This is a genomic window from Lachnoclostridium sp. An76, assembly GCF_002161355.1.
GTDB lineage: Bacteria > Bacillota > Clostridia > Lachnospirales > Lachnospiraceae > Mediterraneibacter > Mediterraneibacter caccavium.
In genome coordinates, this window is record NZ_NFHL01000009.1 from 86,584 (window position 1) to 109,215 (window position 22,632).

The 22,632-nt window shown below is 49.2% G+C and carries 27 protein-coding genes and 1 pseudogene; 5 read left to right on the forward strand and 23 right to left on the reverse strand.

What is annotated here, in order from left to right:
* Positions 1 to 27: 27 nt before the first annotated feature.
* The 5 genes from B5G27_RS13555 to B5G27_RS13575 form a co-directional block, all read right to left on the reverse strand.
* Positions 28 to 561 (reverse strand): DUF5104 domain-containing protein, encoded by a 534-nt coding sequence (locus B5G27_RS13555; RefSeq protein ID WP_087179399.1) that lies wholly within the window; start codon positions 559 to 561, stop codon positions 28 to 30.
* A gap of 80 nt (positions 562 to 641) precedes the next feature.
* A complete protein-coding gene (locus B5G27_RS13560; RefSeq protein ID WP_087179400.1) occupies positions 642 to 1,175 on the reverse strand; it encodes a DUF5104 domain-containing protein in 534 nt (177 codons plus the stop codon).
* A gap of 52 nt (positions 1,176 to 1,227) precedes the next feature.
* Positions 1,228 to 1,767 (reverse strand): DUF5104 domain-containing protein, encoded by a 540-nt coding sequence (locus tag B5G27_RS13565; RefSeq protein ID WP_087179401.1) that lies wholly within the window; start codon positions 1,765 to 1,767, stop codon positions 1,228 to 1,230.
* A gap of 19 nt (positions 1,768 to 1,786) precedes the next feature.
* Positions 1,787 to 2,230, reverse strand: coding sequence for a DUF4474 domain-containing protein (locus B5G27_RS13570; protein ID WP_275533050.1), 444 nt, complete (start codon positions 2,228 to 2,230; stop codon positions 1,787 to 1,789).
* 28 nt (positions 2,231 to 2,258) lie between these two features.
* A complete protein-coding gene (locus B5G27_RS13575) occupies positions 2,259 to 3,638 on the reverse strand; it encodes an IS4 family transposase (RefSeq protein ID WP_087179269.1) in 1,380 nt (459 codons plus the stop codon).
* 261 nt (positions 3,639 to 3,899) lie between these two features.
* Here B5G27_RS13575 and B5G27_RS13580 point away from each other — a divergent pair, with 261 nt between their 5' ends.
* Positions 3,900 to 5,246, forward strand: a complete 1,347-nt coding sequence (locus B5G27_RS13580) for an MATE family efflux transporter (protein WP_330399071.1) — start codon at positions 3,900 to 3,902, stop codon at positions 5,244 to 5,246.
* A 47-nt stretch (positions 5,247 to 5,293) separates the two neighbouring features.
* On the opposite strand, the gene B5G27_RS13585 is transcribed toward B5G27_RS13580, so the two are convergent.
* Together B5G27_RS13585 and B5G27_RS13590 are read right to left on the reverse strand one after the other, a co-directional pair.
* Entirely contained in the window at positions 5,294 to 6,472 is a 1,179-nt protein-coding gene (locus B5G27_RS13585) for an iron-containing alcohol dehydrogenase (RefSeq protein ID WP_087179403.1), read from the reverse strand.
* Positions 6,456 to 6,716 carry a hypothetical protein gene (locus B5G27_RS13590; protein ID WP_242958323.1) on the reverse strand — a complete coding sequence of 87 codons (261 nt, stop codon included), beginning with the start codon at positions 6,714 to 6,716 and terminating at the stop codon, positions 6,456 to 6,458. Before B5G27_RS13590 ends, B5G27_RS13585 begins: the two co-directional genes overlap by 17 nt.
* 258 nt (positions 6,717 to 6,974) lie before the next feature.
* Here B5G27_RS13590 and B5G27_RS13595 point away from each other — a divergent pair, with 258 nt between their 5' ends.
* Complete coding sequence (locus B5G27_RS13595) at positions 6,975 to 7,508, forward strand: methylated-DNA--[protein]-cysteine S-methyltransferase (RefSeq protein ID WP_087179404.1); 534 nt, start codon at positions 6,975 to 6,977, stop codon at positions 7,506 to 7,508.
* Between the two features lie 157 nt (positions 7,509 to 7,665).
* Here B5G27_RS13595 and B5G27_RS13600 read toward each other — a convergent pair whose 3' ends face one another.
* From B5G27_RS13600 to B5G27_RS13610, 3 genes are all read right to left on the reverse strand, one after another.
* On the reverse strand, positions 7,666 to 8,508 hold the full coding sequence (locus B5G27_RS13600) for a Cof-type HAD-IIB family hydrolase (RefSeq protein ID WP_087179405.1): 843 nt from the start codon (positions 8,506 to 8,508) through the stop codon (positions 7,666 to 7,668).
* Positions 8,477 to 9,271, reverse strand: coding sequence for a HipA domain-containing protein (locus tag B5G27_RS13605; RefSeq protein ID WP_242958324.1), 795 nt, complete (start codon positions 9,269 to 9,271; stop codon positions 8,477 to 8,479). The genes B5G27_RS13600 and B5G27_RS13605 overlap by 32 nt, the downstream gene beginning before the upstream one ends.
* A 144-nt stretch (positions 9,272 to 9,415) precedes the next feature.
* Positions 9,416 to 10,510: an aldo/keto reductase gene (locus tag B5G27_RS13610; protein WP_087179406.1), complete on the reverse strand. Its 1,095-nt coding sequence runs from the start codon at positions 10,508 to 10,510 to the stop codon at positions 9,416 to 9,418.
* Positions 10,511 to 10,874: 364 nt separating this feature from the next.
* On the opposite strand from B5G27_RS13610, the gene B5G27_RS13615 reads away from it, so the two are divergent.
* Positions 10,875 to 12,212 (forward strand): IS110 family transposase, encoded by a 1,338-nt coding sequence (locus B5G27_RS13615; protein ID WP_087178827.1) that lies wholly within the window; start codon positions 10,875 to 10,877, stop codon positions 12,210 to 12,212.
* A gap of 140 nt (positions 12,213 to 12,352) precedes the next feature.
* On the opposite strand, the gene B5G27_RS13620 is transcribed toward B5G27_RS13615, so the two are convergent.
* From B5G27_RS13620 to B5G27_RS13635, 4 genes are all read right to left on the reverse strand, one after another.
* Positions 12,353 to 12,892, reverse strand: coding sequence for a flavodoxin family protein (locus B5G27_RS13620; RefSeq protein ID WP_087179407.1), 540 nt, complete (start codon positions 12,890 to 12,892; stop codon positions 12,353 to 12,355).
* 76 nt (positions 12,893 to 12,968) lie between these two features.
* Positions 12,969 to 13,598, reverse strand: coding sequence for a TetR family transcriptional regulator (locus B5G27_RS13625; protein WP_087179408.1), 630 nt, complete (start codon positions 13,596 to 13,598; stop codon positions 12,969 to 12,971).
* A gap of 42 nt (positions 13,599 to 13,640) precedes the next feature.
* Positions 13,641 to 14,108, reverse strand: a complete 468-nt coding sequence (locus B5G27_RS13630; RefSeq protein WP_087179409.1) for a flavodoxin — start codon at positions 14,106 to 14,108, stop codon at positions 13,641 to 13,643.
* Complete coding sequence (locus tag B5G27_RS13635; protein ID WP_242958325.1) at positions 14,105 to 15,172, reverse strand: iron-containing alcohol dehydrogenase; 1,068 nt, start codon at positions 15,170 to 15,172, stop codon at positions 14,105 to 14,107. The genes B5G27_RS13630 and B5G27_RS13635 overlap by 4 nt, the downstream gene beginning before the upstream one ends.
* A gap of 334 nt (positions 15,173 to 15,506) precedes the next feature.
* Between B5G27_RS13635 and B5G27_RS13640 the strand changes: the two genes are divergently transcribed.
* A complete protein-coding gene (locus B5G27_RS13640; RefSeq protein WP_087179411.1) occupies positions 15,507 to 15,944 on the forward strand; it encodes a cupin domain-containing protein in 438 nt (145 codons plus the stop codon).
* A gap of 80 nt (positions 15,945 to 16,024) precedes the next feature.
* Positions 16,025 to 16,729 carry a carboxymuconolactone decarboxylase family protein gene (locus B5G27_RS13645; protein ID WP_087179412.1) on the forward strand — a complete coding sequence of 235 codons (705 nt, stop codon included), beginning with the start codon at positions 16,025 to 16,027 and terminating at the stop codon, positions 16,727 to 16,729.
* 18 nt (positions 16,730 to 16,747) lie between these two features.
* On the opposite strand, the gene B5G27_RS13650 is transcribed toward B5G27_RS13645, so the two are convergent.
* The 9 genes and pseudogenes from B5G27_RS13650 to B5G27_RS13690 all read right to left on the reverse strand — a co-directional run bounded on the left by B5G27_RS13650 (position 16,748) and on the right by B5G27_RS13690 (position 22,619).
* Positions 16,748 to 18,034: an ATP-binding protein gene (locus tag B5G27_RS13650; protein WP_087179413.1), complete on the reverse strand. Its 1,287-nt coding sequence runs from the start codon at positions 18,032 to 18,034 to the stop codon at positions 16,748 to 16,750.
* 209 nt (positions 18,035 to 18,243) lie between these two features.
* Positions 18,244 to 18,543 carry a helix-turn-helix domain-containing protein gene (locus tag B5G27_RS13655; RefSeq protein WP_087179414.1) on the reverse strand — a complete coding sequence of 100 codons (300 nt, stop codon included), beginning with the start codon at positions 18,541 to 18,543 and terminating at the stop codon, positions 18,244 to 18,246.
* Between the two features lie 289 nt (positions 18,544 to 18,832).
* Positions 18,833 to 19,042, reverse strand: a pseudogene (locus tag B5G27_RS16945) (DUF4230 domain-containing protein); the annotation flags it as partial.
* Positions 19,043 to 19,052: 10 nt separating this feature from the next.
* A complete protein-coding gene (locus tag B5G27_RS13665; RefSeq protein WP_087179415.1) occupies positions 19,053 to 19,376 on the reverse strand; it encodes a hypothetical protein in 324 nt (107 codons plus the stop codon).
* A 2-nt stretch (positions 19,377 to 19,378) separates the two neighbouring features.
* Positions 19,379 to 19,603: a hypothetical protein gene (locus B5G27_RS13670; RefSeq protein ID WP_087179416.1), complete on the reverse strand. Its 225-nt coding sequence runs from the start codon at positions 19,601 to 19,603 to the stop codon at positions 19,379 to 19,381.
* Positions 19,584 to 19,775: a hypothetical protein gene (locus B5G27_RS13675; protein ID WP_087179417.1), complete on the reverse strand. Its 192-nt coding sequence runs from the start codon at positions 19,773 to 19,775 to the stop codon at positions 19,584 to 19,586. Before B5G27_RS13675 ends, B5G27_RS13670 begins: the two co-directional genes overlap by 20 nt.
* A 29-nt stretch (positions 19,776 to 19,804) precedes the next feature.
* Positions 19,805 to 20,941, reverse strand: coding sequence for a phage tail tape measure protein (locus B5G27_RS13680; RefSeq protein ID WP_330399072.1), 1,137 nt, complete (start codon positions 20,939 to 20,941; stop codon positions 19,805 to 19,807).
* 86 nt (positions 20,942 to 21,027) lie between these two features.
* Entirely contained in the window at positions 21,028 to 21,942 is a 915-nt protein-coding gene (locus B5G27_RS13685) for a radical SAM mobile pair protein B (RefSeq protein ID WP_027424696.1), read from the reverse strand.
* Positions 21,930 to 22,619 (reverse strand): radical SAM mobile pair protein A, encoded by a 690-nt coding sequence (locus tag B5G27_RS13690; protein ID WP_029200881.1) that lies wholly within the window; start codon positions 22,617 to 22,619, stop codon positions 21,930 to 21,932. Before B5G27_RS13690 ends, B5G27_RS13685 begins: the two co-directional genes overlap by 13 nt.
* Between the last annotated feature and the right edge of the window lie 13 nt (positions 22,620 to 22,632).

Sequence of the window (22,632 nt, forward strand, 5' to 3'; positions counted from 1 at the left end):
TGCTCTGCTTTTAAAATCTGATATACTTTAGTCCGTCCAATACACTCCGTCTCCTTCTTCCTGGAATCTCCAAGGATAATATCCCTGCGCTTCAACCTCTTTCTGATACGTTTCTTCTGTCACAAATTCCAATGCACTCAGACCCACTTCATCTTTGTTTTCATCAGCCAACTGAAATTTATAACTCACATAATACGTCATTTTATCAGTAACCAGCGTATAATTACCCCAGAAACTTTTTTCAACTAATTTCCCATATTCGGTTTCCTCACTTGTAGCTGCATCTCCTTTAAATTCTTTTCTTTCCCCCTGATAGTACTCCATCAGTCCTTCGATTTGCTTTTCTAAATCTTTCTTCTCTTTCTGTGTCCTTTTTGAAAACTGCTTTAGCAGTGCTGAGCTGTCCTTCTCCTCCAGGGCTCTCACTATATTTTCCATAATTTCATCTGATTGCTCCTGATCTGACTTCCAGGCATACGCCAACCGCTCCCCTCGGCTCATGCAGCCGCCCATAACAAATGCGCACAGCAAGATAATACTTAGTACAATTATTTTTTTCATACGCTTATCACATACGCCTCCTGTTCTACATCTCTATTCCAATAAAAGGTAAATCGATCAAACATATTTTAGATACATCTTCAATCTGTCAGATATACTCCTTCCAGTTCTCCTTGAAATTTCCATGAGTAATATCCCTGCACTTCAACCTCTTTCTGATACGTTTCCTCTGTCACAAATTCCAATACAGTCAAACCCACATTCTCTTTGTTTTCATCAGCCAACTGAAATTTGTAACACACGCGGTATGTCTTTTGGTCAGTCGTCAGCTTGTAATTTCCCAAAAAGCTTTTTTCAATTAACTTCCCTTTGTTATTATGCTCATTAGTGGCTGCAAGTCCTTTAAACTCTTTTCTTTCTCCCTGATAGTACTCCATCAATTCTTCTATTTGTTGCTCTAAATCTTCCTGCTCTTTCTGCGTCCTTTTTGAAAACTGTCTCAACAGTGCTGAGCTGTCTTTGTCCTCCAGAGCTTTCACTATATTTTCCATAATTTCATCTGATTGCTCCTGATCTGACTTCCAGGCATACGCCAACCGCTCCCCCCGGCTCATGCAGCCGCCCATAACAAATGCGCACAGCAAGATAATGCTTAGTACGATTATTTTTTTCATTCTCTTATCACATATGCCTCCTGTTCTATATTTTGACGAAAGGTAGCCCCCTTTAGTCTGTCCAATACACGCCTTTCAGTTTCCCTTGAAACTTCCATGAGTAATATCCCTGCGCTTCAACCGCCTTCTGATACGTTTCTTCTGTCACAAATTCCAATGCGCTCAGGCCCACTTCATCTTTGTTTTCATCAGCCAACTGAAATTTGTAACACACGCGGTATGTCTTCTGGTCAGTCATCAGCGTGTAATTTCCCAAAAAACTTTTTTCAACTAATCTCCCATATTCGGTTTCCTCACTTGTAGCTGCATCTCCTTTAAATTCTTTTCTTTCCCCCTGATAGTACTCCATCAGTCCTTCGATTTGCTTTTCTAAATCTTTCTTCTCTTTCTGTGTCCTTTTTGAAAACTGCTTTAGCAGTGCTGAGCTGTCCTTCTCCTCCAGGGCTCTCACTATATTTTCCATAATTTCATCTGATTGCTCCTGATCTGACTTCCAGGCATACGCTAACCGCTCCCCCCGGCTCATGCAGCCGCCTGAAGTTATGGAAATTGCCATACATACAATAATTACAGGTATTCTTTTAAAAAGCATTTCTATTTTCTCCTCCAAATTAATATTTGTAATATAGAATCAGATTTTCTTCATCGAAACAGAGCGTTTCTTGGTTACCCGCATATTTCTCTTTATACGCCTTCCACAACTCTGGATTTGTAGAAAAATCAATACTTCCGATAACTACCAATTCATCCGCCTTTGCCTTTTGTACCATCGGTTCAAAACCTGTTATCCACCACTGGGGATCCGACGGATTATAACACATGATCACATTCCCCTCTTTATCATACAAAGCCAGGGTCATTGGCAGAGCATCTTCTACGGAGACAGTCCAAAATGGCTCTCCGCCTTTATAAATCCCTGTCTCAGCCCCTGCGCCTAGATTTAAGTAATCCCCTTTCCACATCCAGATACAATAGCTTTCTCCATTTTCTAATGTAACTGAATACTTATTACCTAAGACTTCCCATACCTGAAATGGGCTTCGCTCCTTGAAAATTCAATATTTCAGCTGACAAAATAGTGATTTATGCCCCTATAGCCTCAGGATGGAGTGCGTTACGCAGATATTTCGGCAGTCTTGCTTCAAAATCAGCAGTAAAAGCTGTCAATTGCTCATCGCTGAGTTTTAAGATTTCCTGAAGGCTTGCCATCAAGGCATCCATTAGGATGCCAAGTGATCTATGGAAAGTAATGTCCGCCATTTCATCAACAAGGAAAAAGAACAATTCGCCAAGCGTCCTCTGATCTTCATTTTGGCGCTGTTCCATTGCGAGTAACATGTATCTGGTAAACACGATAGCTACGTGAGCTGTCAGTGCATCATAGGATAAGCTGCGGCATTCTCCAATCAGATTCAGCATAGATTTGCAGGTCTTGAAGAAAACCTCAATCTGCCAGCGCTTTCCATAAACACGGATAATCTCTTCTTCGGAAAGGGTCGTATCTGTACAGATAAAAGCAAGCCAGTCCTTGCGATTTGCTTTATTCCTTACGCAAACGATTTTCGCCGGAATAGGATTCTCTTTTCCTACCATGACGTCAACAGAAAGCAGATACTTTGATCTGCCACGGCGTTTTTTGTTCCTGGAATAGATCTCTTTGATATTCAGCTGTTCACCACAGTATGAATACTTGATGCGGCTGCTTTTCTTGAGCATAGCAATCACATCCATCCCCTTTGAATGGATGGCTGTGATCTGTGCCGGGTTGGAAAACCAGGAATCAAAAAGGACATAATCAGCCTTTAGTCCTGCACTGAGAGCAGTATCCAACAAGGCCATCATTGCTTCAGGTGCTTTTGTCTGGGCAAGCTTGCGCCTTTTTCCTGCAATGGTTCTGTTATCAAAGTTCTTTACCGGACCGATAATATTTGCTTCTTTTGCAGATGCTAACAGACAGCTGTTTACCGGGATCAGTGTATTTCCGTCACTCCAGCTTAATGTAAGCATCCGAAACCCTTTTTTGAAATGCATATCGGTGTGGTCGAATACTTTTGATCCCAGTTCTGTTTTCTTGCAGCTGGTTCGACTAAAAAGGCTGTCATCAACAATGAACACATTTTTCCTGCTATCGTCCGTTAGATCTTTGAGATCATTATTGACGATATCAGCAGCCAGAAGAGAAGTAAAACGGAGCCAGTTTGTTTTTGCCGAATTTAGGAACCGATAAAAAGTGTTCTTTGAAAAATCTTCCTTAAAAGAGCCAGTTCGTTGCTGCATATACATGCTTCTTCCGACAAAAATGTTGCTGAGCTTGTAGCGGAGCAGAGAAACAGGTGAAACACCTTTTTCTTTCATCCCATTGCATTTGGCGAGAAGCTTGCCGACATGATGCCTGGAAAAAAATCTCTGAACACAATCAATTAACTCGTTCTCATCGCAATAGTTTTGTGGTATACTGGACATGGCATAAATCTCCTTTGTATAGATGGTTTTTCGTCAATTCCATTATACCAAACGGGACAGGTTTATGCCTTTTTTATTGGCTGAAATATTGAATTTTCAAGGTTCAACACACCGTATTGGTGTGGGAAGTTTTAGTCATTTACTATTATAAATTATCTCTTTCCTTTCATCAATGCATATCATATTGCTCTTTGTTCAGACTGCGCTTATAATACATATGCTGACGTGTTATCAACAGAAACAGATAAGGGGATTTTTTTCATGGAAACCATGCAGAAGACAAAAAATGAAATTACAGAAGGTGTGATCTGGAAGCAGCTCCTCCTGTTCTTTTTCCCGATCCTGCTCGGGACTTTTTTTCAGCAGCTCTACAACACGATCGACAGTGTGATCGTGGGGCAGTTCGTAGGGAAAGAGGCGCTGGCGAGCGTGGGCGGATCCTCCGCCCAGATCGTGTCCCTTGTCGTCGGATTTTTCACCGGACTTTCCTCCGGCGCTGCCGTCACGATCGCGCAGTTCGTCGGCGCGCGCAAAGAAAAGACGGCAAACGCAGGGCTCCACAATGCGTTCGCCATCGCGGCGGCAGGCGGGATCGCCCTTACACTGACCGGCATACTGGCAGCGCCCTTCATGCTCCGGCTTATGAATACGCCGGCGGAGATCATGGACGGCTCTCTGGCATACCTGCGGATCTACTTTGCGGGCATCCTGTTCGTCCTGGTCTACAATATGGGCTCCGCCATCCTGCGCGCCACCGGCGACTCAAAAACCCCGCTCTATATCCTGATCATCTGCTGTATCGTCAACATTATCCTGGATACGGCTTTTGTGCTCCTCTTCCACATGGGAGTTACGGGCGTCGCCATCGCCACGCTGCTCGCCCAGGCAGTCAGCGCTGTCCTTGTCACACGAAAGCTGACACGTTCCGGCGGGGTTCTCCGTCTCTCCCTGAGGAAGATCCGTTTCCACGGGCCGCTCCTCTCCATGCAGCTGAAGCTCGGGCTGCCCACGGGATTTGAGTCCATCCTGTTCGCGATCACGAATATCGCCATCCAGTCCGCGATCAACACCTTTGGCACAGACACCACTGCCGCATGGTCCGCCTTCGGCAAACTGGACGCGATCTTCTGGATGATCAGCACTGCCTTCGGCATCTCTATCACAACGTTTGTCGGGCAGAACTACGGCGCCGGGAAGATGGACCGGGTGCGCAGGAGCACCCTGGTCTGTCTGTGCATGGACCTTGCCGTATCCTGTTTCCTTGTCGCCGTGCTGATCCTTACAAGGACTCTCCTTTTCCGGCTGTTTACGGCAGATGAAGCAGTTGTCCGGATCGGCTCTGATATGCTCATGTTTATCATACCGTGGTATATTGTCTATGTGTTTATCGAAGTACTGGGCGGATCCCTGCGGGGGCGGGGCAATGTGCTCGTCCCCGTAGTGATCACCCTGCTGGGCGTATGTGTCTTAAGGATCATCTGGCTCGCGGGTGTGATGAAGATCTCTCCCACGATCCACGCCATCATCTTCAGCTATCCCGTGACCTGGGTGGTGACTGCCGCGGCGTTTATCGGATATTATCTCTGGAAAGGCAGGCGGCTGGTATGATTACCAGCCGCGCTTTCCCTCCCTGTCCGTCTCCTCGGTCCGGGAGATTACCTGTATGCTTTCTCAAAGATACCCGCGCACTCTTCGTCTGACATTTCACACGGGTTTGCAAGGAAGAGCCCGCCCATAGTCTCGCGGGCATTGACTGCCAGCGTCATGCACTCGTCCTTCGCAAATCCATAATCGCTCATCTTCAGATCCGCCACGCCGCAGTCTTTCTGGAGCTGCACGAGCGCGGTCAGGAAGTCTTCCGCTTTGTCAGCCTCCGGCATTCCCATCGCTCTCGCCATCTTGATAAACTGCCTGTCACACGCGTGGCGCTCGATGAAGTAGCGGGCAAACTCCACAGAGATCATTATCAGGCCGGCTCCATGCGGAAGATCCGGATGATATGCGCTCATCGCGTGCTCCATGGAATGCTGCGCCGTGGTGGACGTCAGCTGCATGGTGATCCCGGCAATGGTGCTCCCGTATGCCACGCGCTCTCTCGCCTCGATGTCATTCCCATCGGCAGCCGCGCGGGGCAGGTACTTCGCGATATTTTCGATCGCAGAGAGAGCCAGCGTCTCGCTCAGAATATTCACGCCGTTTGACATCATGACCTCTGTATTATGGAACAGCGCGTCAAATCCCTGGTACGCCGTATATTTGGACGGCACGGTCTTCATCAGCTCCGGATCGACCACTGCCAGCACCGGCACCAGTTCCGGCGCGCCGCCGAATCCGATCTTCTCGTGGGTGTCATTCCTGCTGATCACGCCCCAGTTGTTGATCTCAGAGCCAGTCCCCGCTGTCAGGGTGATCGTCACCTGGGGAAGCGGCTTATTTACCAGCGGCTGTCCCTTGCCTGTGCCGCCGTTTACATAGTCCCAGAGGTCTCCCGGGTTGGTCGCCATCGCCGCCACAGCCACAGACGAATCGAGGACAGCCCCGCCGCCTAACGCCACGATAAAGTCGCAGCCGTTTTCCTTTGCAAACGCAGCCGCTTCCATCACGATCTCCCTTGTGGGGTTTTCGTGGATCTTCGCGCACACTGCATATTCCACGCCGGCCTTTTCTAGCTGCGCCTGCGTCCTCTCAAGCGCCCCGGAGACTTTCGCGGATTTCCCCGAGGAGATCAGGAGCAGCGCCTTTTTCCCCGGCATAGGCTGGTTTCCCAGTTCGTCCAGTTTCCCTGAGCCAAAAAGAATGTGTGTCGGATTGTAAAAATCAAAATTTGTGTTCATTGTGAATCCCTCCATGATCATTTTTCTTCTTCATTGTGTAGATCAGATAATCAAGGCAGTCCAGCATCTCCTGACTGTCATGGACCTGATCCAAAAGTTTCGCCCTGTGTGCAGAAAGAAAGCGGAGCTGCTCCTTTTCCCTGCCCTCTGTCTCCAGGCTGAGATACTTCCCGATCTCCTCCTCGCTGCATCCGGCATCCTTCAAGTTACGGAGCAGAAGCTCTTCTTCTGTCAGTCCGTTCACCTGACCACCTCCTTATCCTCTTTCTGAGTCCAGTGTATCCCTGATCTGATGGAATAGCAAATACCTTGTTTTTATTTCATGGTATGCTTTTTTGTTATGGTAAAATGGTTACTGTGAACCTCTGGACAGTGATAGGAAATATGGCTTGCCTCTGTATGCGAAGATTTATCTCTGTTGTTTCTTATATTTCGGTGATAAAATATACTGTGACCTGATATAGAAGCGAAATGACAAAACAATAGAAGGAGGGACATACCTGTGCAGTACATCAGTTATTACCAGTCCCCGCTGGGGAAGCTCCTCCTGGCGGCGGACCAGACCGGGATTACCGGAGCGTGGTTCGAGAACCAGAAATATTATGCACGCGGCCTGGACGCAGAACACACAGAAAAAGAAACGCCAGTCCTTAACGATGCGAAGCGCTGGCTGGATCTCTATTTCTCCGGAAAGGAACCTGACTTCATGCCGCCGCTCCATCCGTCCGGCACTCCGTTCCAGAGGGAGGTATGGGACATCCTCCGGCAGATTCCTTACGGGACGACCATGACCTACGGGGCAATCGCGAAAGAGATCGCCCGCCGGCGCGGGTTAGCGCGCATGTCGGCGCAGGCGGCTGGCAGCGCGGTAGGGCACAACCCGGTCTCCATCCTGATCCCCTGCCACCGCGTCGTCGGCTCCAATGGAAGCCTGACCGGATATGCCGGCGGGATGGAGCGGAAAATCAAACTGCTGGCACTGGAAAAAGTGAAGGTTGAGGATTACTTTATACCGAAGAAGGGGACAGCGCTGTGAAGGGATCGGAAGAAACGGAACATCTTTATACCCTGGTTATTACCGAATCCCTGTTCGGCTATGGCATTTCTTCAAGAATCTTTTTCCCATTGACTCTTGAAAAATCACTCAGCCGGTAGGATCGTATTCTTGTTTTAAAAATTACACTATTTTTTCACTATTTTTCATTATCTGGATGCGCCTGTGCAAACATTTTTTCCAACACATCCAGCACCCCGTCTTCCTCATTGGACGGGCAGACGTATTTTGCCGCTTTTTTTACATTCTCCGGGGCGTTTGCCATCGCATAGCTGTGGCCGCAGTACTGGAGCATCTCGATGTCGTTCCCGCCGTCCCCGAATGCGGCACACTGCTCCGGCGCAATCCCCCAGCGCTCTGCGAGCCGCTTAAGCCCCGACGCCTTGTGGCAGCCGGGAACGATCAGATCGATGGAACCGTGCCCGCTTGTCGTCGGCTCCACCAGACCGCCGAGCCGCTCGCAGAACATATCATAATACTCATATGTTTTCTCCTCCGGGACCGTGGGCGCGAATTTTAAGATGCGGTCTTTTACCTGCTTGAAATCATCCACCCACTTTAACCTATGGTAGTAAATAGCAGTGAGGTCAAAAAACTCCTGGCTCACCGTCCTGCGCTGGCAGTACGCGCTCTCCATCCCACAAAGCACATTTGAGATTTCCGGGTATTCCCTGCACACATCGATCACAGCGTCCACCGTTTCTTTCGGCATATCGGCGGCAAAGACCAGCTCTGTGCGGTCTTTTACAAAAGCGCCGTTTTCCGCCACAAAGGCCAGCTCGTCATAATATTCCGGGAACAGATCCCTTAACTGATAGTACTGATTCCCGCTTGCCACCACAAAACGGCATCCCACGCGATCCATGCGCTCCAATATCCGCTTAAACCGCGGAACGTCATACGTGTAATCCGAGCGCACGAACGTACCGTCCACATCGACAGCAACCATTTTAATATCTTTTATATCTTTCACCGCTTTCATATCCTCCTCTTATGAACGCTGTGCAGGCAATCATTCTTTCATCTGCCGGCCTCCTGTATCCTGTCAAGACCTGCCCGCGGGTCTTCCCGCATCTGACAGATCCTTCCGCGGTCAGTACACTCTCGATCAGCTCACCCACATCCTCCAGCCGGTCAAAATCAATCCAGCTAAAATCAGACACCAGCTTTAACTGCTCCGCATGATGGTTTTTAAAGGGCTTGCAGACTACATCCTTCTCCGAGCGTATCTGCATGGGCGTCTTATCATAACCCAGGGAAGAACCGCTGTCATAAATCGGTGCGAAACCGAGCCATTTCAGAGTTTCCGCCTCCCGCAGTACGCCGAAATTATTAAAATGCCGGTCCTCGTTCGCAATGATGTAATCCAGCACGATCATGCGGTCAAGGAAAGGGACAGCGCCCTGGATGCCAAGCCAGTCACAGCAGTTGACAAAATGCTGATACACCGAGACATTGTTGCTTTTTTTCTGCGTCTTGAGGATACGCCATGCCGGAACCAGCTCCGTGTCCCTTGTAACAAAATCTTTACACACACTGTAAGGCGCGCCTTTGTTCCATGTAACCTCATAAGGCACATAGGGGATACCGAGGCGTTCCATGATCCCGGCGGCAATGACCTCATTAAAAGGCTGCTGCCGGAACGGATCGCTGCCGCCTTTGACCAGGCACCGCTTCCCGTCCATGGTCTTCCAGCGTTTTTTCAGGTTGCCGTCCGTAGTATTATCCGGCGAGGAAAAATCCAACGCATCATAGCTGCCTCCTGATATTTTGCATATGGAGTTACAGTTCACACCGTACTCAGGGACAGGGAGGATGCATCGTCATGCATGCATGTAAGAGGCATTCTCCCTGTCCCTGAGTGCGAGTAACTCGTAACCATATGAAAACTATTTTCCAAAATACGCCGCGATCTCCTTTATCCGCTCACTCTGCGCCACATGGAACGGGCACCTTCTGTCGCAGTGGCCGCACCCGATACAGTCAGAAGCGTGTTTCGGCAGTTTCTCATAATGATCCGCCGCCATACTGTCCCCGATCACTGCCAGATCATAATACTTATTGATCAGCGCAATATTCAGCCCTGCCGGGCACGGGTGGCAGTGGCTGCAGTACACGCAGTTCCCGACTGCGTCCTTCGGCGCATAACCGCCGAGCGCGGAGTAGTCCTTCTCCTCCGGCGCCGCAGTAAGCCATGAGAGCGCCCTCTTCACATCGTCCAGATTCCGGACGCCGGGAAGGACGGTCAGCACGCCCGGCTTATCCAGCGCATACTGGATGCACTGCGCCTCGGTCAGCGCTTTCCCAAAGGGCGAAGTCCTCTCATCAAGCAGCTGTCCGCCGGAATAGGGCTTCATGACCGAAATCCCGATCCCCTCCGCCTCGCACCGGCAGTAGAGCTTCATCCGCTCGTCAGCGCTCCCGAAAGCGAACTCCCCGTGCTGGTAATCATACGCCGGATTGATAGAAAACATCAGCTGCTCGATCAGACCGGTATCCAGGATCTTCTGCGCCAGCTCCGGCGTGTGCGTGCTCAGACCGATATGCCTGACCACGCCGCTCTTTTTCATCTCAAGAAGATAGTCCAGGACTCCGTTTTTCTGATACTGCTTCCAGTCGTCCTCCGAGTCCAGGCAGTGGATAAACCCGAAGTCTATGTAATCTGTCTTTAATTCCTTTAACTGCCAGTCTACCTGTCGCTTTACCTTGTCCAGGCTTGTCGTCCAGCCGTATTCGCCCGTTTCGTAGTTTGCCCCGAAATGGACCTGATAAAACATTTCTTTCCTCACGGAAGCAAACGCCATTCCCGCGTAGCGGAATGTCTCCGCCCCGGCAGTAGCAAAGTCCGCGTAGTTGATCCCCTGCTCATGGGCGTAAGCCAGCGCGGCGACCGCTTCTTTCTCCGGCGCCTCGAAAATGGGACCGGTCCCGATGCCGATGACGCTGATCCGGTCACCGGTCTTAGGATGGATCCTGTATTCCATCTGATCTCCTCCTAGTATGATAATGGTGTAGTCAATAATGACTACGGGTTAATAGTTACAAAGTCTAAATGAATAACTGAAGGAGGGATTCTCTCTCCATCAGAAGTTATTGTTCCTTACCGTGTCTGAGGCTTCCATGATGCATCAGATCAGATCATGAGGTATAATCACTGAGGCAGGGCGATTGACGACGCCTCCTTGGGACCCGGCCTCCCGCCGGGGAAACCTCTTAGAAAGTCTGTCTGTCCATTCGGTGGTGATTTATGGTTTGGCTGGTTGGGAAGCCTCAGGCTATACCTGTATAAGCCGCTAGGTTGTGTATCCACCTTTTGGAAATGGATGCCTGCCGGAAAGGATGTTTACTATGCATTACAAAAGATTACTTACATTGATTGACAGCGTTTCTTCTTACCTCTCTGTCGGCCTTGATGTTGGCGCTGATTTTACCTGGATGTCTATTGCCCTCCCTAACGGTTCTTTTATCGGGAAGCCCTTTAAGATCGTCCATTCTGATCCAAGGTCCAGAGACCTTGCTGTCGCAAAAATAAAAGAAGCACAAGAAACGTATTCTCTCAAAAGCCGCTGCTTCCTTGAGTCTACCGGGATCTACCACATCCCGCTCCTGTGCTTCCTTCGTGATAAGGGGTTTGACTGCTCAGTCATTAATCCTATCATCACTAAGAATAGCACAAATATCAACATAAGGAAACTGCATAATGATAAATTCGACTCGAAAAAGGCTGCCCTTGTCGGCCTGAACGTTTCTCTTAAGACTTCCATCATTCCGGATGATTCCGTTGTCGATCTGAGGAACCTGGTCCGTGATTACTATTATTTCAAGGACCTCCAGTCTGCTGTCGCCCTCAAACTTACTGCGGAACTGAAAGTGTCTTTCCCCGCTTATGCGAAAGTCTTCAGCAAAGTCACCACACAGTCTTCCTTAAAGCTGCTAAGCTCTTATCCTCTTGCTGAAGACATGCTTGCCGCTTCTAAAGACGATATCGTGAAGATCATCCGCAGCACAGCACGTTTTGGCGAAGCTTATGCCCTGCGTAAGTATGACACCATCATTGCTGCCGCACAGGATGCTGCTGTTTTCGGAAGGGCGCTTCCAAGCAATGCTGTCCGCATTCGCCTTTATATCGATACTTACCAGGAATACCAGAAGCATCTGGACGCACTCCTGAAGGCGCTCCACGAGACGGTCGACCGGCTGCAGGATACTTTGATCTACGACCAGATCTGCCTTCTGCAGTCCCTGCGCGGGATCGGTTTCTTAAGCGCAATCGTCCTGATTGCGGAGATGGGCGATTTTAAACTTTTTTCTTCCCCGAAAAAGCTTTATGCTTACTTTGGGCTTGATCCTGCCGTCAAACAGTCTGGGAAACTCAATGGCGATAAAGTCCATATGTCCAAACGTGGCTCCAGCCTTGCCAGACGGGTCCTTCACATGGTCGCGCTCAATAACGTAAAAGTTGATAAGGGAAGCGGCACGCCTGTGAATCCTGTGGTTTACGACTATTACACCCGGAAGTGTTCCGGCAAGAAAAAGACGGTAGCAATGGGCGCTGTCATGCATAAAATCTGCAACATCATTTTTGCCATGCTTCGGGATAACAAACCCTTCGAGGTCATCACTCCGGAGGAGCACTGCAGGCGCTTTGCCGCAGAGCATCCAGATAAGATACGAAAAGCCGCATAATCAGCACGGCATTCTCAATATTTAGTTTGCGACCAATCCAATATATCGGAATGGTCTGTTAAGGTTACCATTTTTTGCGCTATTGTAAAAAATTAATTTTTTTCATATCACCTCTTGACATTTCTTAGCTGGACTCTCTTTTAATCCCGGAGCCTGCGCCCGAACTCATATGCTCTCTCCGGATATCCGCTCCTTCTGGTCATCGCCGGAGTCCCGCATCCCTTCCCAAGGATCATCCCCTGATCGTCAAGATCCAGATAGCGCACCAGTGTTTTATAATGCGCCTCCAGAGCGTCGAACGTCCATCCGTCCGCATTCCACGCGGCGGACAGAAGCGCGGATTTCATATGCTTCCGTGTAATGCTGCTGTTGATGGCGCAGAAGCGGTCGATCAGGATCTTAAGCTGGGCGGACATTCCATAATAATACAGCGGCGTGACGAACACCATCATATCCGCTTCCAGGATCTCTTTTCTGAACTGCTCCATATCGTCCTTCTGTACGCAGGGACCTTCGTAGCCGCAGCGGACGCATCCCGTGCATGGATGGAGGTCGGCATGGGCCGCGTCAATCACTTTTATCGTATGCCCTGCTTCTTTTGCTCCCCGGATAAATTCATCCGCCAGCATGTTGGACGAGCCGTGCCGGTTCGGACTTCCCTCCAATACTACAATTCTCATCTTCAAATGACTCCTTTCCCGTTACTGAAGGCTGCTGCCCCACTCCTGAAACTCTTCCGGATCCGTTCCGTCAGCATCACAGAAAGGACCGCAGCAGGCGGAGCGTGAAACGTTCCGTCAGTTCATATACCGTGCACTCCCTGATCTCTATCCCTGCCTGCCTCATGGCTTCCAGCTGTTTCTCCGTGTGCGAAGTATACGGGTGCACCCCGAACAGGAACGGGAAGAATACATACAGAAACTCCCGGATCTCTTCCTCTCCCATAGACGGGAAGAAGTGCGCAAGGCATCTGCTCAGCGCGTCGAACGACGCCCCGTAAGCCTTTTTAAATGCGACCAGATTTTCCAGGCGGCTGTTCCCTTCCATGTCATAGATGTTCACAGCCATCAGCTTCAGCATGCAGCGGCGTTTTTCCAGGATATGCGCCATCTCCCCGGCAAACGCCTCCGCGCTCATGGAGGCATTCTGCCGGATCAGTTCTTCCAGATCCGCGATCCACAGCTCGTGCTCCCTCTGGAGCAGCGCCAGGAAGATCTCTTCCTTTGTCTGGAAATAATTGTAGATCGAAGTCCGCGAAAACGACGTCGCCGCCCCGATATCCCGGATGGTGATGTCCTTAAAGCTCACCGTCTCATACAGAGAAGCGCAGGCATTGATGATCTCTTCTTTTCTTGCATTTGTTAATTCTTCTGAACCTTTTGGCATAATACAAGTTCCCTTCTCATGGTTCTCATCTCATTCAGGCTCTCAGCCTTCCACTGCCTGTTTCGCCCATGCGGCTGCCCCGCTGTTCACCAGGCGTCCCTCTTTCCAGACCGCGCCCGGGCAGTGCTCCTTCATGCTCTTCTGTGCGCCGCCGATACCGCTGCCGCCGGAAGTGGCGAACGGGATCATCGTCTTCCCGGTAAAGTCATAGCTCTCCAGAAATGTATCCACGATCCTCGGCTCTACATACCACCATACCGGGAATCCGACAAACACAGTATCATACCGATCCATATCCCCTACGGTTCCCGCGATCTCCGGACGGCAGCCGGGGTCGTTCATCTCTACTGTACTGCGGCTCTTCTTGTCCGTCCAGTCCAGATCCGCCGCCGTATAAAGCTGCGCGGGCGCGATCTCATACAGATCCGCTCCCACAGCGTCCGCAATCTCTTTCGCCGCGCGGGCAGTCACCCCGCTTGCGGAAAAATATGCAACTAATGTTTTACTCATTTCAGACTCTCCTTTAAAATTTCTACAATCTCATCGTGTTCCAGTACCTTGTATCCGCCGGGCATGATCAGCGTCCCGTCCGCAATGCCTTCGATCATCCCTTCGTCCGCGCCCAGCTCGCTGATATTCATCACAAGCCCAAGCTCCTTCATCCAGCTTTCCATCGCCGCGAGCCCTTCCTGCGCGACCTGTTCGTCCGTCTTTCCCTCAGCGTCCACATTCCACACATTGACTGCGAAACGTTTGAACTTCTGCACGCCGTAAGGCAGGATATGACGGTAGTACGGAAGGGATACCGCTGCCAGCGTCATGCCATGAGTGGCGTTGGTATAAGCACCCACGGACTGCCCGAGCATATGTACCATCCAGTCCGTTGATTTGCCTCTGGATACCAGCGTATTCAGCGCCCATGTGGCAGCCCACATCAGGTTGCTCCTCGCCTCGTAATCCTGGGGATCATTGTTGGCGATGCGGCTGGAGTGGATCACGGAGCGCATCAGTCCCTCGCTGATATAATCGCTTGTATTGTCATCCTCCCCGGAGAAATACTGTTCGCAGATATGGTTGAAAATGTCGTAAATGCCGGATACCATCTGATAGTGCGGCAGCGTCAGCGTGTATTTCGGGTTCAGTATAGCGAACCTGGGCATGATCTTCTCATCCGCGAACACATGACCGATCTTCTGATGGGTGTGCGGGTTCGTGATCACGGCTCCCGCGTTCATCTCTGAGCCGGTCCCCACCATGGTCAGCACGCAGCCCACGGGAAGCGTCTCGCACGTGGGCTCTTCAAAGCGTACGTAATACTTCTCCCACGGGTCTTCCCCGCAGTGGACTGAGACAGAGACCGCCTTGGCGTAATCGCACACCGAGCCGCCACCCACTGCCAGCAGCATGTCTACATCATGCTTCCGGGCAATCTCCACGCCCTCGTACAGCTTATCTACCGTGGGGTTCGGCATAACGCCGGAGATCTCCGCCACATTTTTCCCGTTTTTCTCAAGGATCTCGATTACCTCGTCATAGATCCCGTTGTTCTCTGTCTGGCGCCCCGCGCTTATCACATCAGGGTGCCGTATTCTGACGCCGTGTCAGCAACTTTACTGTAGCGCTATTCTGACACCGTGTCAATATACAATCCTAAAATTTTCTCTCCCCAATATCAGATTAATGTATTCTTCTTATATCTCTGGCCGTCGCTGTTTTTTTCTGTTCCTGGCTGAGCATCCTGTTCCTGGCTGAGCATCCTGTTCCCGGCTGAGCATCCTGTTCCCGGCTGAGCATTCTGTTCCCGGCTGATGATCACAATACGGCTCAGGCATTATCCGGGATTTGATCTAAGCATTAGACGAATTTCCTTACAGAGGCTATAATGTTTCAATAAAGGAGGCATTTATCATGAAAATCAAAGATAAAACAACATTTGACAAGGCGAACATATTTGGCCAGGGCGAAGAAAACTCCGCTTTTGCACAGTATTTTACCGGCAATTCTTATCTGAACCCTCTGACAAAACCAGGGGAGAGTCCCATCTTCCTCGCAAACGTCACTTTCGAGCCGGGCTGCCGCAACAACTGGCACATCCACCATGCCAAAACCGGCGGCGGACAGATCCTGATCTGCACAGCCGGGAGCGGCTGGTATCAGGAAGAGGGGAAAGAGCCTGTGAGCCTGGAGCCTGGGACTGTCATCGTGATCCCGCCGGAAGTAAAGCACTGGCACGGAGCCAAAGCTGACAGCTGGTTCTCCCACATCGCTTTTGAAGTGCCGGGTACGGAGACCGGCAATGAATGGCTGGAAGAGGTCGATGACGAGACCTACTCTAAATTACAGTAAAAGTCCGGTTTTACGGTTTTGCGCCCGGCGCGAGCTGAACTTGCCGCATATTTTCAAGACTCACACAGGAGGGATTTACAATGAGAGATTATAAGCTTACAGATCCGGAATTTGCAGAACGGTTTGAACATTTTGCTTTTGACGAAGTTGTCAATGAAGAGGGACAGCAGCTTGACGGGATCACCCGCCACATGGCTGTTGCAGCCACGCTGATCGGCTGCCAGGGAATCGATGCATTCCGCCTGGAAGTCCCCCGTGCTCTGGACGCGGGGCTGACTCCGGTAATGCTCAAAGAAATCATCTACCAGGCAGTAGACTATCTGGGGATCGGGCGCGTCCTTCCTTTTCTCGACGCGGCAAATGATATCCTCGCTTCCCGAGGCGTCAGTCTTCCGCTAGAAGGCCAGGCCACGACTACGATGGAAGACCGCCTGGAGAAAGGCGCACAGGCACAGGCGGACATCTTCGGTGCCCACATGAAGGAAGCCTGGAAAGCAGGACACATCAACCGCTGGCTGGCAGACAACTGCTTCGGCGATTACTACACGCGCACCGGGCTTGACTTAAAGCAGCGTGAGATGATCACCTTCTGCTTCCTCGCCGCCCAGGGCGGATGCGAACCGCAGCTCATCGCCCATTCCAAAGGGAATATGAATCTGGGCAATGACAAGGATTTCCTCATCCGGGTCGTTTCCCAGTGCCTGCCCTGCATCGGGTATCCGCGAAGCCTGAATGCCATCACATGCATCAATAAAGCCGCTGCCGAGATGGAGGGCAATGTGTGATCCAGAACCGGATCAGATCTATAGATTCTCTATCGCATACAGCGGCAGATTCACCATCCAGTCCTCCTCGCGGTAATCCGTCATAGACGTTCTTACCGCATAAGGGGGCTGGTATTTTTTGCAGTATGCCTGCAGACTTTTCGCTTTTACATTTTCTTCCGCCTTTATCTCCACCGGCGCCACATTTCCTTCTTTCTGTATCAAAAAGTCTATTTCGGTGTGGGAATTGGCAGAGAAATAGTATGGCGTATACTCCGTCTCTGCGATGATCTGCTGATAAACATACTGTTCCGTGAGTGCGCCTTTAAATTCTGTAAACAACTGATTTCCTTCTAAAATCGTCCTTGCATCCAGGTCGCTCATTGCTCCCAAAAGCCCCACGTCCAACAGATAGATCTTAAACGCGCTGAAATCAATATATGCTTTCAGCGGAACCGCCGGCTTTTCCACCCGGTAAACTTTACCGATCAGCCCGCAGTCCAGAAGCCACTCGATGGCAAGTTCAAAATCTTTCGCCCTGGCTCCCTGCTTCAAATGACCGAAGAAAAATTTCTTATTTTCTTTCGCCAGCTGAAGAGGAACAGAGTTCCATACCATACGCAGTCTCGCAAGCTCTGTATCCGGCGTATGCTTGCTGAAATCCTGCTCATAGAGTTCCAGGATCTGCTTCTGTATTTCCCGGACAGATGTTATATCACCATTCTCCGCATAATCATTGACCGCTTCCGGCATCCCGCCGATGTAATAGTAAAGCTTCAGCCAGTGGATATATCGGTCCGCAAATGTTCGTATGATCGTATACGCTTTTTCTTCCAGAAGCTCCGCAAGGCTTTCTTCCCCCATCGCAAGCAGAAATTCATGATATGACATCGGATGGATCTCCATTGTTTCTACTTTTCCCACTGGAAATGATACCCCTTCATGGATCGCAACGCCGAGAAGAGAACCTGCCGCGATCACTGCATATTCCGGAGCGTTCTCACAGAAATACTTCAATGAAGAGATTGCCTTTGGCGCTTCCTGAACTTCATCAAAAATAATCAGAGTCTCCTCCGGCTGGATCTTTACCCCTGTTTCAATGTTGATCATCCGTAAAATCCTGGAAATGTCATAATCGTCTTCAAATATCTGACGCATACGGATGTCGCTGTCAAAGTTGACATAAGCCACACTTTTAAAACAGTCCGCTCCGAATTGTTTCATAAGCCAGGTTTTCCCGACCTGTCTCGCACCTTTTAAGATCAATGGCTTGCGGTTCCGCTTCGTCTTCCATTCCTTCAGCTTTTTCATAGCTGTACGCTGCATATGATCACTCCTTTTACCTCTTTGTTATAGTATTACACTTTTCTGAAGGAATATCAATCGAATATATACATTTTTCTGAAGGAATATTCTCTTTTATTCTACATTTTTCTGAAGGAAATCAGCATAAAGGAAGCGTCTCTGCACTGTACTCAAACGCAGCCAGTCGCCCCTGCCAGAGAGCCATCGTCCCGACGTCACGCCCGTGATATTTAACTTTCAGTCTTTTCGTCTTCTCCATTTATAATCTCCTCAATCGAAAGGAACGGAACATGCTCAAACAGTCCTTCCAGTTCATTTTCAAGATCCAGCGCGATCGCGATCTTGGTCAGCGAGATCAGGGAAATCTCACCGCTGCTCTCAAACCGCTTCACAGACCCCAGGCTTACTCCTGACTTCTCGCTCAGTCTTTTCTGTGAAATCTTCCTCCTCCGGCGGATGTTGCGGATGCGGGCAGCAATCAGCTTATCGATCTCTTTTGGTGTTTTGGATAAAAAATTGAAATTATTCATAGATAATATATTAGCTTATTCTATATGATGCATCAAGTTTTGGCTAATATATTAGCCAAATTTGTGAAGCCATAAAGAAAGAGACGGAATCATCCGCCTCTTATATCTGCAAAAACTAACCCAAATCCCGTGCCAGGACTCGCAGGCAAGCCTTAAACTTCTGTAAACAATAATCTGTAGATCAAGCTGTCAAAAATAATCCGAAATAGAACAGCACGATCACAGCCACGACAATCCCTAAAGCGATAAGCAGTTTTTTCTTCATTTTTTTCTCCTCAGTACTCATTTATTATTTATCTGTAAATACGATCTCATATTCATCCATGAAGTACGCGCCGGCAAAGAATCCGGTAAGGATTGTCTCTGCATTTGCGCGGGCATTATCGAGAAGCCCGTTCGCTACTGCGTCTTCCTCAGCAGTTTTAACCAGTTCCGCTTCAGCTTCATTGATTTCATTTAGCGTAATCTCCCGGAATATGCTTTCATCCTCCAGATAAACCTCAAAAGAATCAAATGCTCATATCAAGTTTTGTTTCCTCAATAATATAATCTCCTTGCATGACCTGAATCCCAATTTCAACCTGGGAAATGTCGCTGATATCTTCTATCGAATTTTTCTCAAGATCAGACTGCCACAATTGGATTTTCATTATGGCGCTCGAACCGCCCTTTATATTCACAGGAGATATAATACTGTCCATCATATATCCATTTACTGCCAGCGAATCATATACATCTGTAATCGTAATATTTTCAGATGTCTTATTCTCAACCATGAGCAAAACATACATATCTCCGCTGTATTCCGAATCATCCTCTATAACATCTTTCATTACTATCCGAATACTCTCGGAATTATATACTTCTTCTCCCTCTTGGCTGAACTCCGATAATTCGGATTCTCCACTGTAATCATAGCAGGATCGCCGATCTTCTCACCTTCCTGATTTTCAAATTCCATGGTCAAAGTAACTGTTCCCACACTCTGTATTCCATACGCATCCCTCAATCCATCAGCAAGCAGCATCGAAAAGTCCAGATCAAGCGCCGCCCCAGGCAAAGACATATTCCTTGTACTGGAAGAACGGCGTAGATACATTCCCGCAATGTTCCCCGGCAAAAAGCGGGATCACATGGTCATTCACATCAATCTCAAAATCATAAGCCACGATAATGTCATTGATGATGGACATGCAGCAGTCCGTACTGCCTGTCTCCCCGATACACCTCATGGCAGAAGTGAATCCCAGGCTAATCAGCGTCACATCCGTACTGTTGGAAATATTGATCTTACATCTGCGTATTCACGATGTTCATCCCTCATGGAGCCATCTGCATTGGTCGTTGCAATCGTTACCTCTCCGATTGCGGATCCGCAGATCGTCACATCCCCGGACAGATTATTCATGATCGTTCTGAGAGAAGTACCTGCCTGGGATCCCTTGATACCGGCATTGGCCATCAAACCGATCGCTTCCGCTGTATCCTCCGCAGAGAATCCCAGAGCACCTGCAATCGGAGCGCAATACTTAAAGGTCTCACCCATCATGGAGACATTCGTATTCGCGTTACTGGAAGCAGCCGCCAGGATATCCGCAAAATGCCCGGAATCCTTTGCCGTAAGTCCGAACGCTGTCAGAGCATCTGTCACGATATCAGAAGTGGTAGCCAGATCCTCACCGGAAGCTGCAGCCAGGTTCATGACACCTTCGATACCGGAAAGCATATCCTCTGTCTTCCAGCCGGCCATCGCCATATAGTTCATGGCTTCCGCAGCCTCGGATGCAGAGAACTTTGTCTTCTCACCCATCTCACGGGCTTTATCCCTTAAGGCTTCAAGATCAGAGCCAGTCGCACCGGATACCGCCGCCACCTTGCTCATGGCGGAATCAAAATCAGCGGCAGTCTTCACCGCCGCTGTACCTAATCCCACAACACCCAGAGTCACAGGCATGAACTTCTTTCCGACATTGGTAACATTGTCACCAACCGTCTTCAGCTTCTCACCCTTTGCGGCAATCTCCTGAAGTGCAGTACCGGACTGTCTTGCCTGTTCCTCCAGAGCCTTCAGCTTCTGTTCAGTCTCAACGATCTCACGCTGCAGGCCATCATACTGTTCCTGCGTGATCGTGCCGTCCTTCAATGCCTGCTCAGCCTGTTCCGCTGCCGTCTTCAAAGTCTCCAGCTTTTCCTTCGTTTCCTTGACGGCATCCCCCAGGAGCCTGTGCTTCTGTGCAAGCAGTTCCGTGTTCCCCGGATCAAGTTTCAGGAGCTTATCGACATCACGCAGCTGGCTCTGAGTATTTCTGATCTCTGTATTTACGCCCTTCAGGGCTGTCTGTAGTTTGGTGGTATCGCCACCGATCTCAACGGTGTTTCCCTGGATCCGTCCAGCCATTCATGTCCCTCCTTCCTGATTTTGGGTAAAAGAAAAGAACCGGTCTCCCGATTCTTCTCAAAAGCATTTCACTTTGTTTATACGCGCTATTTGCGCTTTCTTTTTCCTGTATTATCGGATCCGCGGATTTCTTCATGATAAAAATAATCCACGATTACCGGATGCCCCTGCGGAACCCTTCCATAAGGCATTTCATTATCCACAAACGGGCAATCATACTTCTCGGCAAGTTTCTCGGCTTTGTTTTCCAGAGCCTCGAAATAGCTTCTGTTATGCTTGTTATAAATCTCATCATAGAGCGGCACTAAATCAGGATACTCTTCAGCGATATAGTCCATAACGGTATTCTTAAATCCGCCTCTCAGATTAAGATTCTCCAGCCAAAACAGATCACATTGGTCTTTTACACGTTCAAAGATAGCCTCAAAATCCGTAATGCCCGGAAATACCGGGGATACAAAGCATACTGTCCTGATACCGGCGTCATATATCTGCTTCATCGCAGCAATCCTTCGTTCAATGGAAACCGCTGCATCCATATCGTCCTTGAACTTCTCGTCCAGCGTATTGATCGACCACGATACTGTTACCTGTCCGAGCTCTTTTAGCAGGTCAATATCTCTCACCACAAGGTCGGATTTTGTGCAGATCAGAATATCTGCTCCGCTCCCCCGCAGCTGTTCAAGCAGTTTCCTTGTGTTTCCGAACTCTTTTTCCTGCGGATTATACCCGTCTGTCACGGATCCGATCACAACGCGCTGTCCGGCATATTTCTCAGGGTGCTTGATTTCAGGCCAGTGCTTGATATCAAGAAATGTTCCCCACTCTTCCGTATGTCCTGTAAACCTTTTCATGAAAGAAGCGTAACAATACTTGCATGCGTGCGTGCATCCGACATACGGATTCACAGAATACCCTCCCACCGGCAGGTTTGACTTTGTCATGATATTTTTGGTTTCCACATCCCTTATCAGGATATCTTCCGTTCTCACTTCTTCCATGCCCGCTGTACCTCCAATACCTTCTCAAATGCTTCAGGAAATTCCTGCACCATATTTTCATCGCCTATGATCGGTTCAAGATCTTCCTTCATAAAAACAGGTATATTCCTTTGATGCGCCTGATCCGTAAGCGACCATGCCCATTCCGGCTCAGTACGGATTTTTCTGCTCTGAGCGCCTGTCATGGTTCCTACAACGATCCAATCAATACCAGAAAGATCGACCTCTCCAGGATCATCAAAAAGCGGCTCAAAGGTCACATGATAATGCTTTGCCCTTACATGATTCCTCAATGCTTCAATGCGCCAGAGTTCTGATCTTCTGGTAACCGTCACCCCAAACCAGGCGTTTTCAAGATCCGTTTCAAAATCCAGGAGATCAGGCCTTTTCGACAGAAATAAAAACTGATGCTGCGGATTTTTCCGGATCTTTTCAAACACCTCTTCTCGCCATTCTTCTTTCCATCCCGCAAGATCACTCATACCGGTCAGAAGGAAATTCTGCGGTCTTGCCTTGTCCATCATTTTAAGCTTGCCTTCAAAAAATTCAGGCTTACTGAAATCCGGTATCGTATGCCACCGCTTCACATTATTCCGTGCATAGCAATAATCGCAGCCTACCGTGCAGCCGATGACAAGGTTCATATTCTGGATATTGTCTTTTATACAAACACTCATAGCTCTCCACATA

Coding starts and splice junctions, on each gene's coding strand:
- B5G27_RS13555 (WP_087179399.1), bottom strand. CDS start 561: ATGAAAAAAATAATTGTACTAAGTATTATCTTGCTGTGCGCATTTGTT.
- B5G27_RS13560 (WP_087179400.1), bottom strand. CDS start 1,175: ATGAAAAAAATAATCGTACTAAGCATTATCTTGCTGTGCGCATTTGTT.
- B5G27_RS13565 (WP_087179401.1), bottom strand. CDS start 1,767: ATGCTTTTTAAAAGAATACCTGTAATTATTGTATGTATGGCAATTTCC.
- B5G27_RS13575 (WP_087179269.1), bottom strand. CDS start 3,638: ATGTCCAGTATACCACAAAACTATTGCGATGAGAACGAGTTAATTGAT.
- B5G27_RS13580 (WP_330399071.1), top strand. CDS start 3,900: ATGGAAACCATGCAGAAGACAAAAAATGAAATTACAGAAGGTGTGATC.
- B5G27_RS13585 (WP_087179403.1), bottom strand. CDS start 6,472: ATGAACACAAATTTTGATTTTTACAATCCGACACACATTCTTTTTGGC.
- B5G27_RS13600 (WP_087179405.1), bottom strand. CDS start 8,508: ATGAAAGCGGTGAAAGATATAAAAGATATTAAAATGGTTGCTGTCGAT.
- B5G27_RS13610 (WP_087179406.1), bottom strand. CDS start 10,510: ATGGAATACAGGATCCATCCTAAGACCGGTGACCGGATCAGCGTCATC.
- B5G27_RS13615 (WP_087178827.1), top strand. CDS start 10,875: ATGCATTACAAAAGATTACTTACATTGATTGACAGCGTTTCTTCTTAC.
- B5G27_RS13620 (WP_087179407.1), bottom strand. CDS start 12,892: ATGAGAATTGTAGTATTGGAGGGAAGTCCGAACCGGCACGGCTCGTCC.
- B5G27_RS13625 (WP_087179408.1), bottom strand. CDS start 13,598: ATGCCAAAAGGTTCAGAAGAATTAACAAATGCAAGAAAAGAAGAGATC.
- B5G27_RS13630 (WP_087179409.1), bottom strand. CDS start 14,108: ATGAGTAAAACATTAGTTGCATATTTTTCCGCAAGCGGGGTGACTGCC.
- B5G27_RS13640 (WP_087179411.1), top strand. CDS start 15,507: ATGAAAATCAAAGATAAAACAACATTTGACAAGGCGAACATATTTGGC.
- B5G27_RS13645 (WP_087179412.1), top strand. CDS start 16,025: ATGAGAGATTATAAGCTTACAGATCCGGAATTTGCAGAACGGTTTGAA.
- B5G27_RS13650 (WP_087179413.1), bottom strand. CDS start 18,034: ATGCAGCGTACAGCTATGAAAAAGCTGAAGGAATGGAAGACGAAGCGG.
- B5G27_RS13655 (WP_087179414.1), bottom strand. CDS start 18,543: ATGAATAATTTCAATTTTTTATCCAAAACACCAAAAGAGATCGATAAG.
- B5G27_RS13665 (WP_087179415.1), bottom strand. CDS start 19,376: ATGAAAGATGTTATAGAGGATGATTCGGAATACAGCGGAGATATGTAT.
- B5G27_RS13675 (WP_087179417.1), bottom strand. CDS start 19,775: ATGAGGTGTATCGGGGAGACAGGCAGTACGGACTGCTGCATGTCCATC.
- B5G27_RS13680 (WP_330399072.1), bottom strand. CDS start 20,941: ATGGCTGGACGGATCCAGGGAAACACCGTTGAGATCGGTGGCGATACC.
- B5G27_RS13685 (WP_027424696.1), bottom strand. CDS start 21,942: ATGGAAGAAGTGAGAACGGAAGATATCCTGATAAGGGATGTGGAAACC.
- B5G27_RS13690 (WP_029200881.1), bottom strand. CDS start 22,619: ATGAGTGTTTGTATAAAAGACAATATCCAGAATATGAACCTTGTCATC.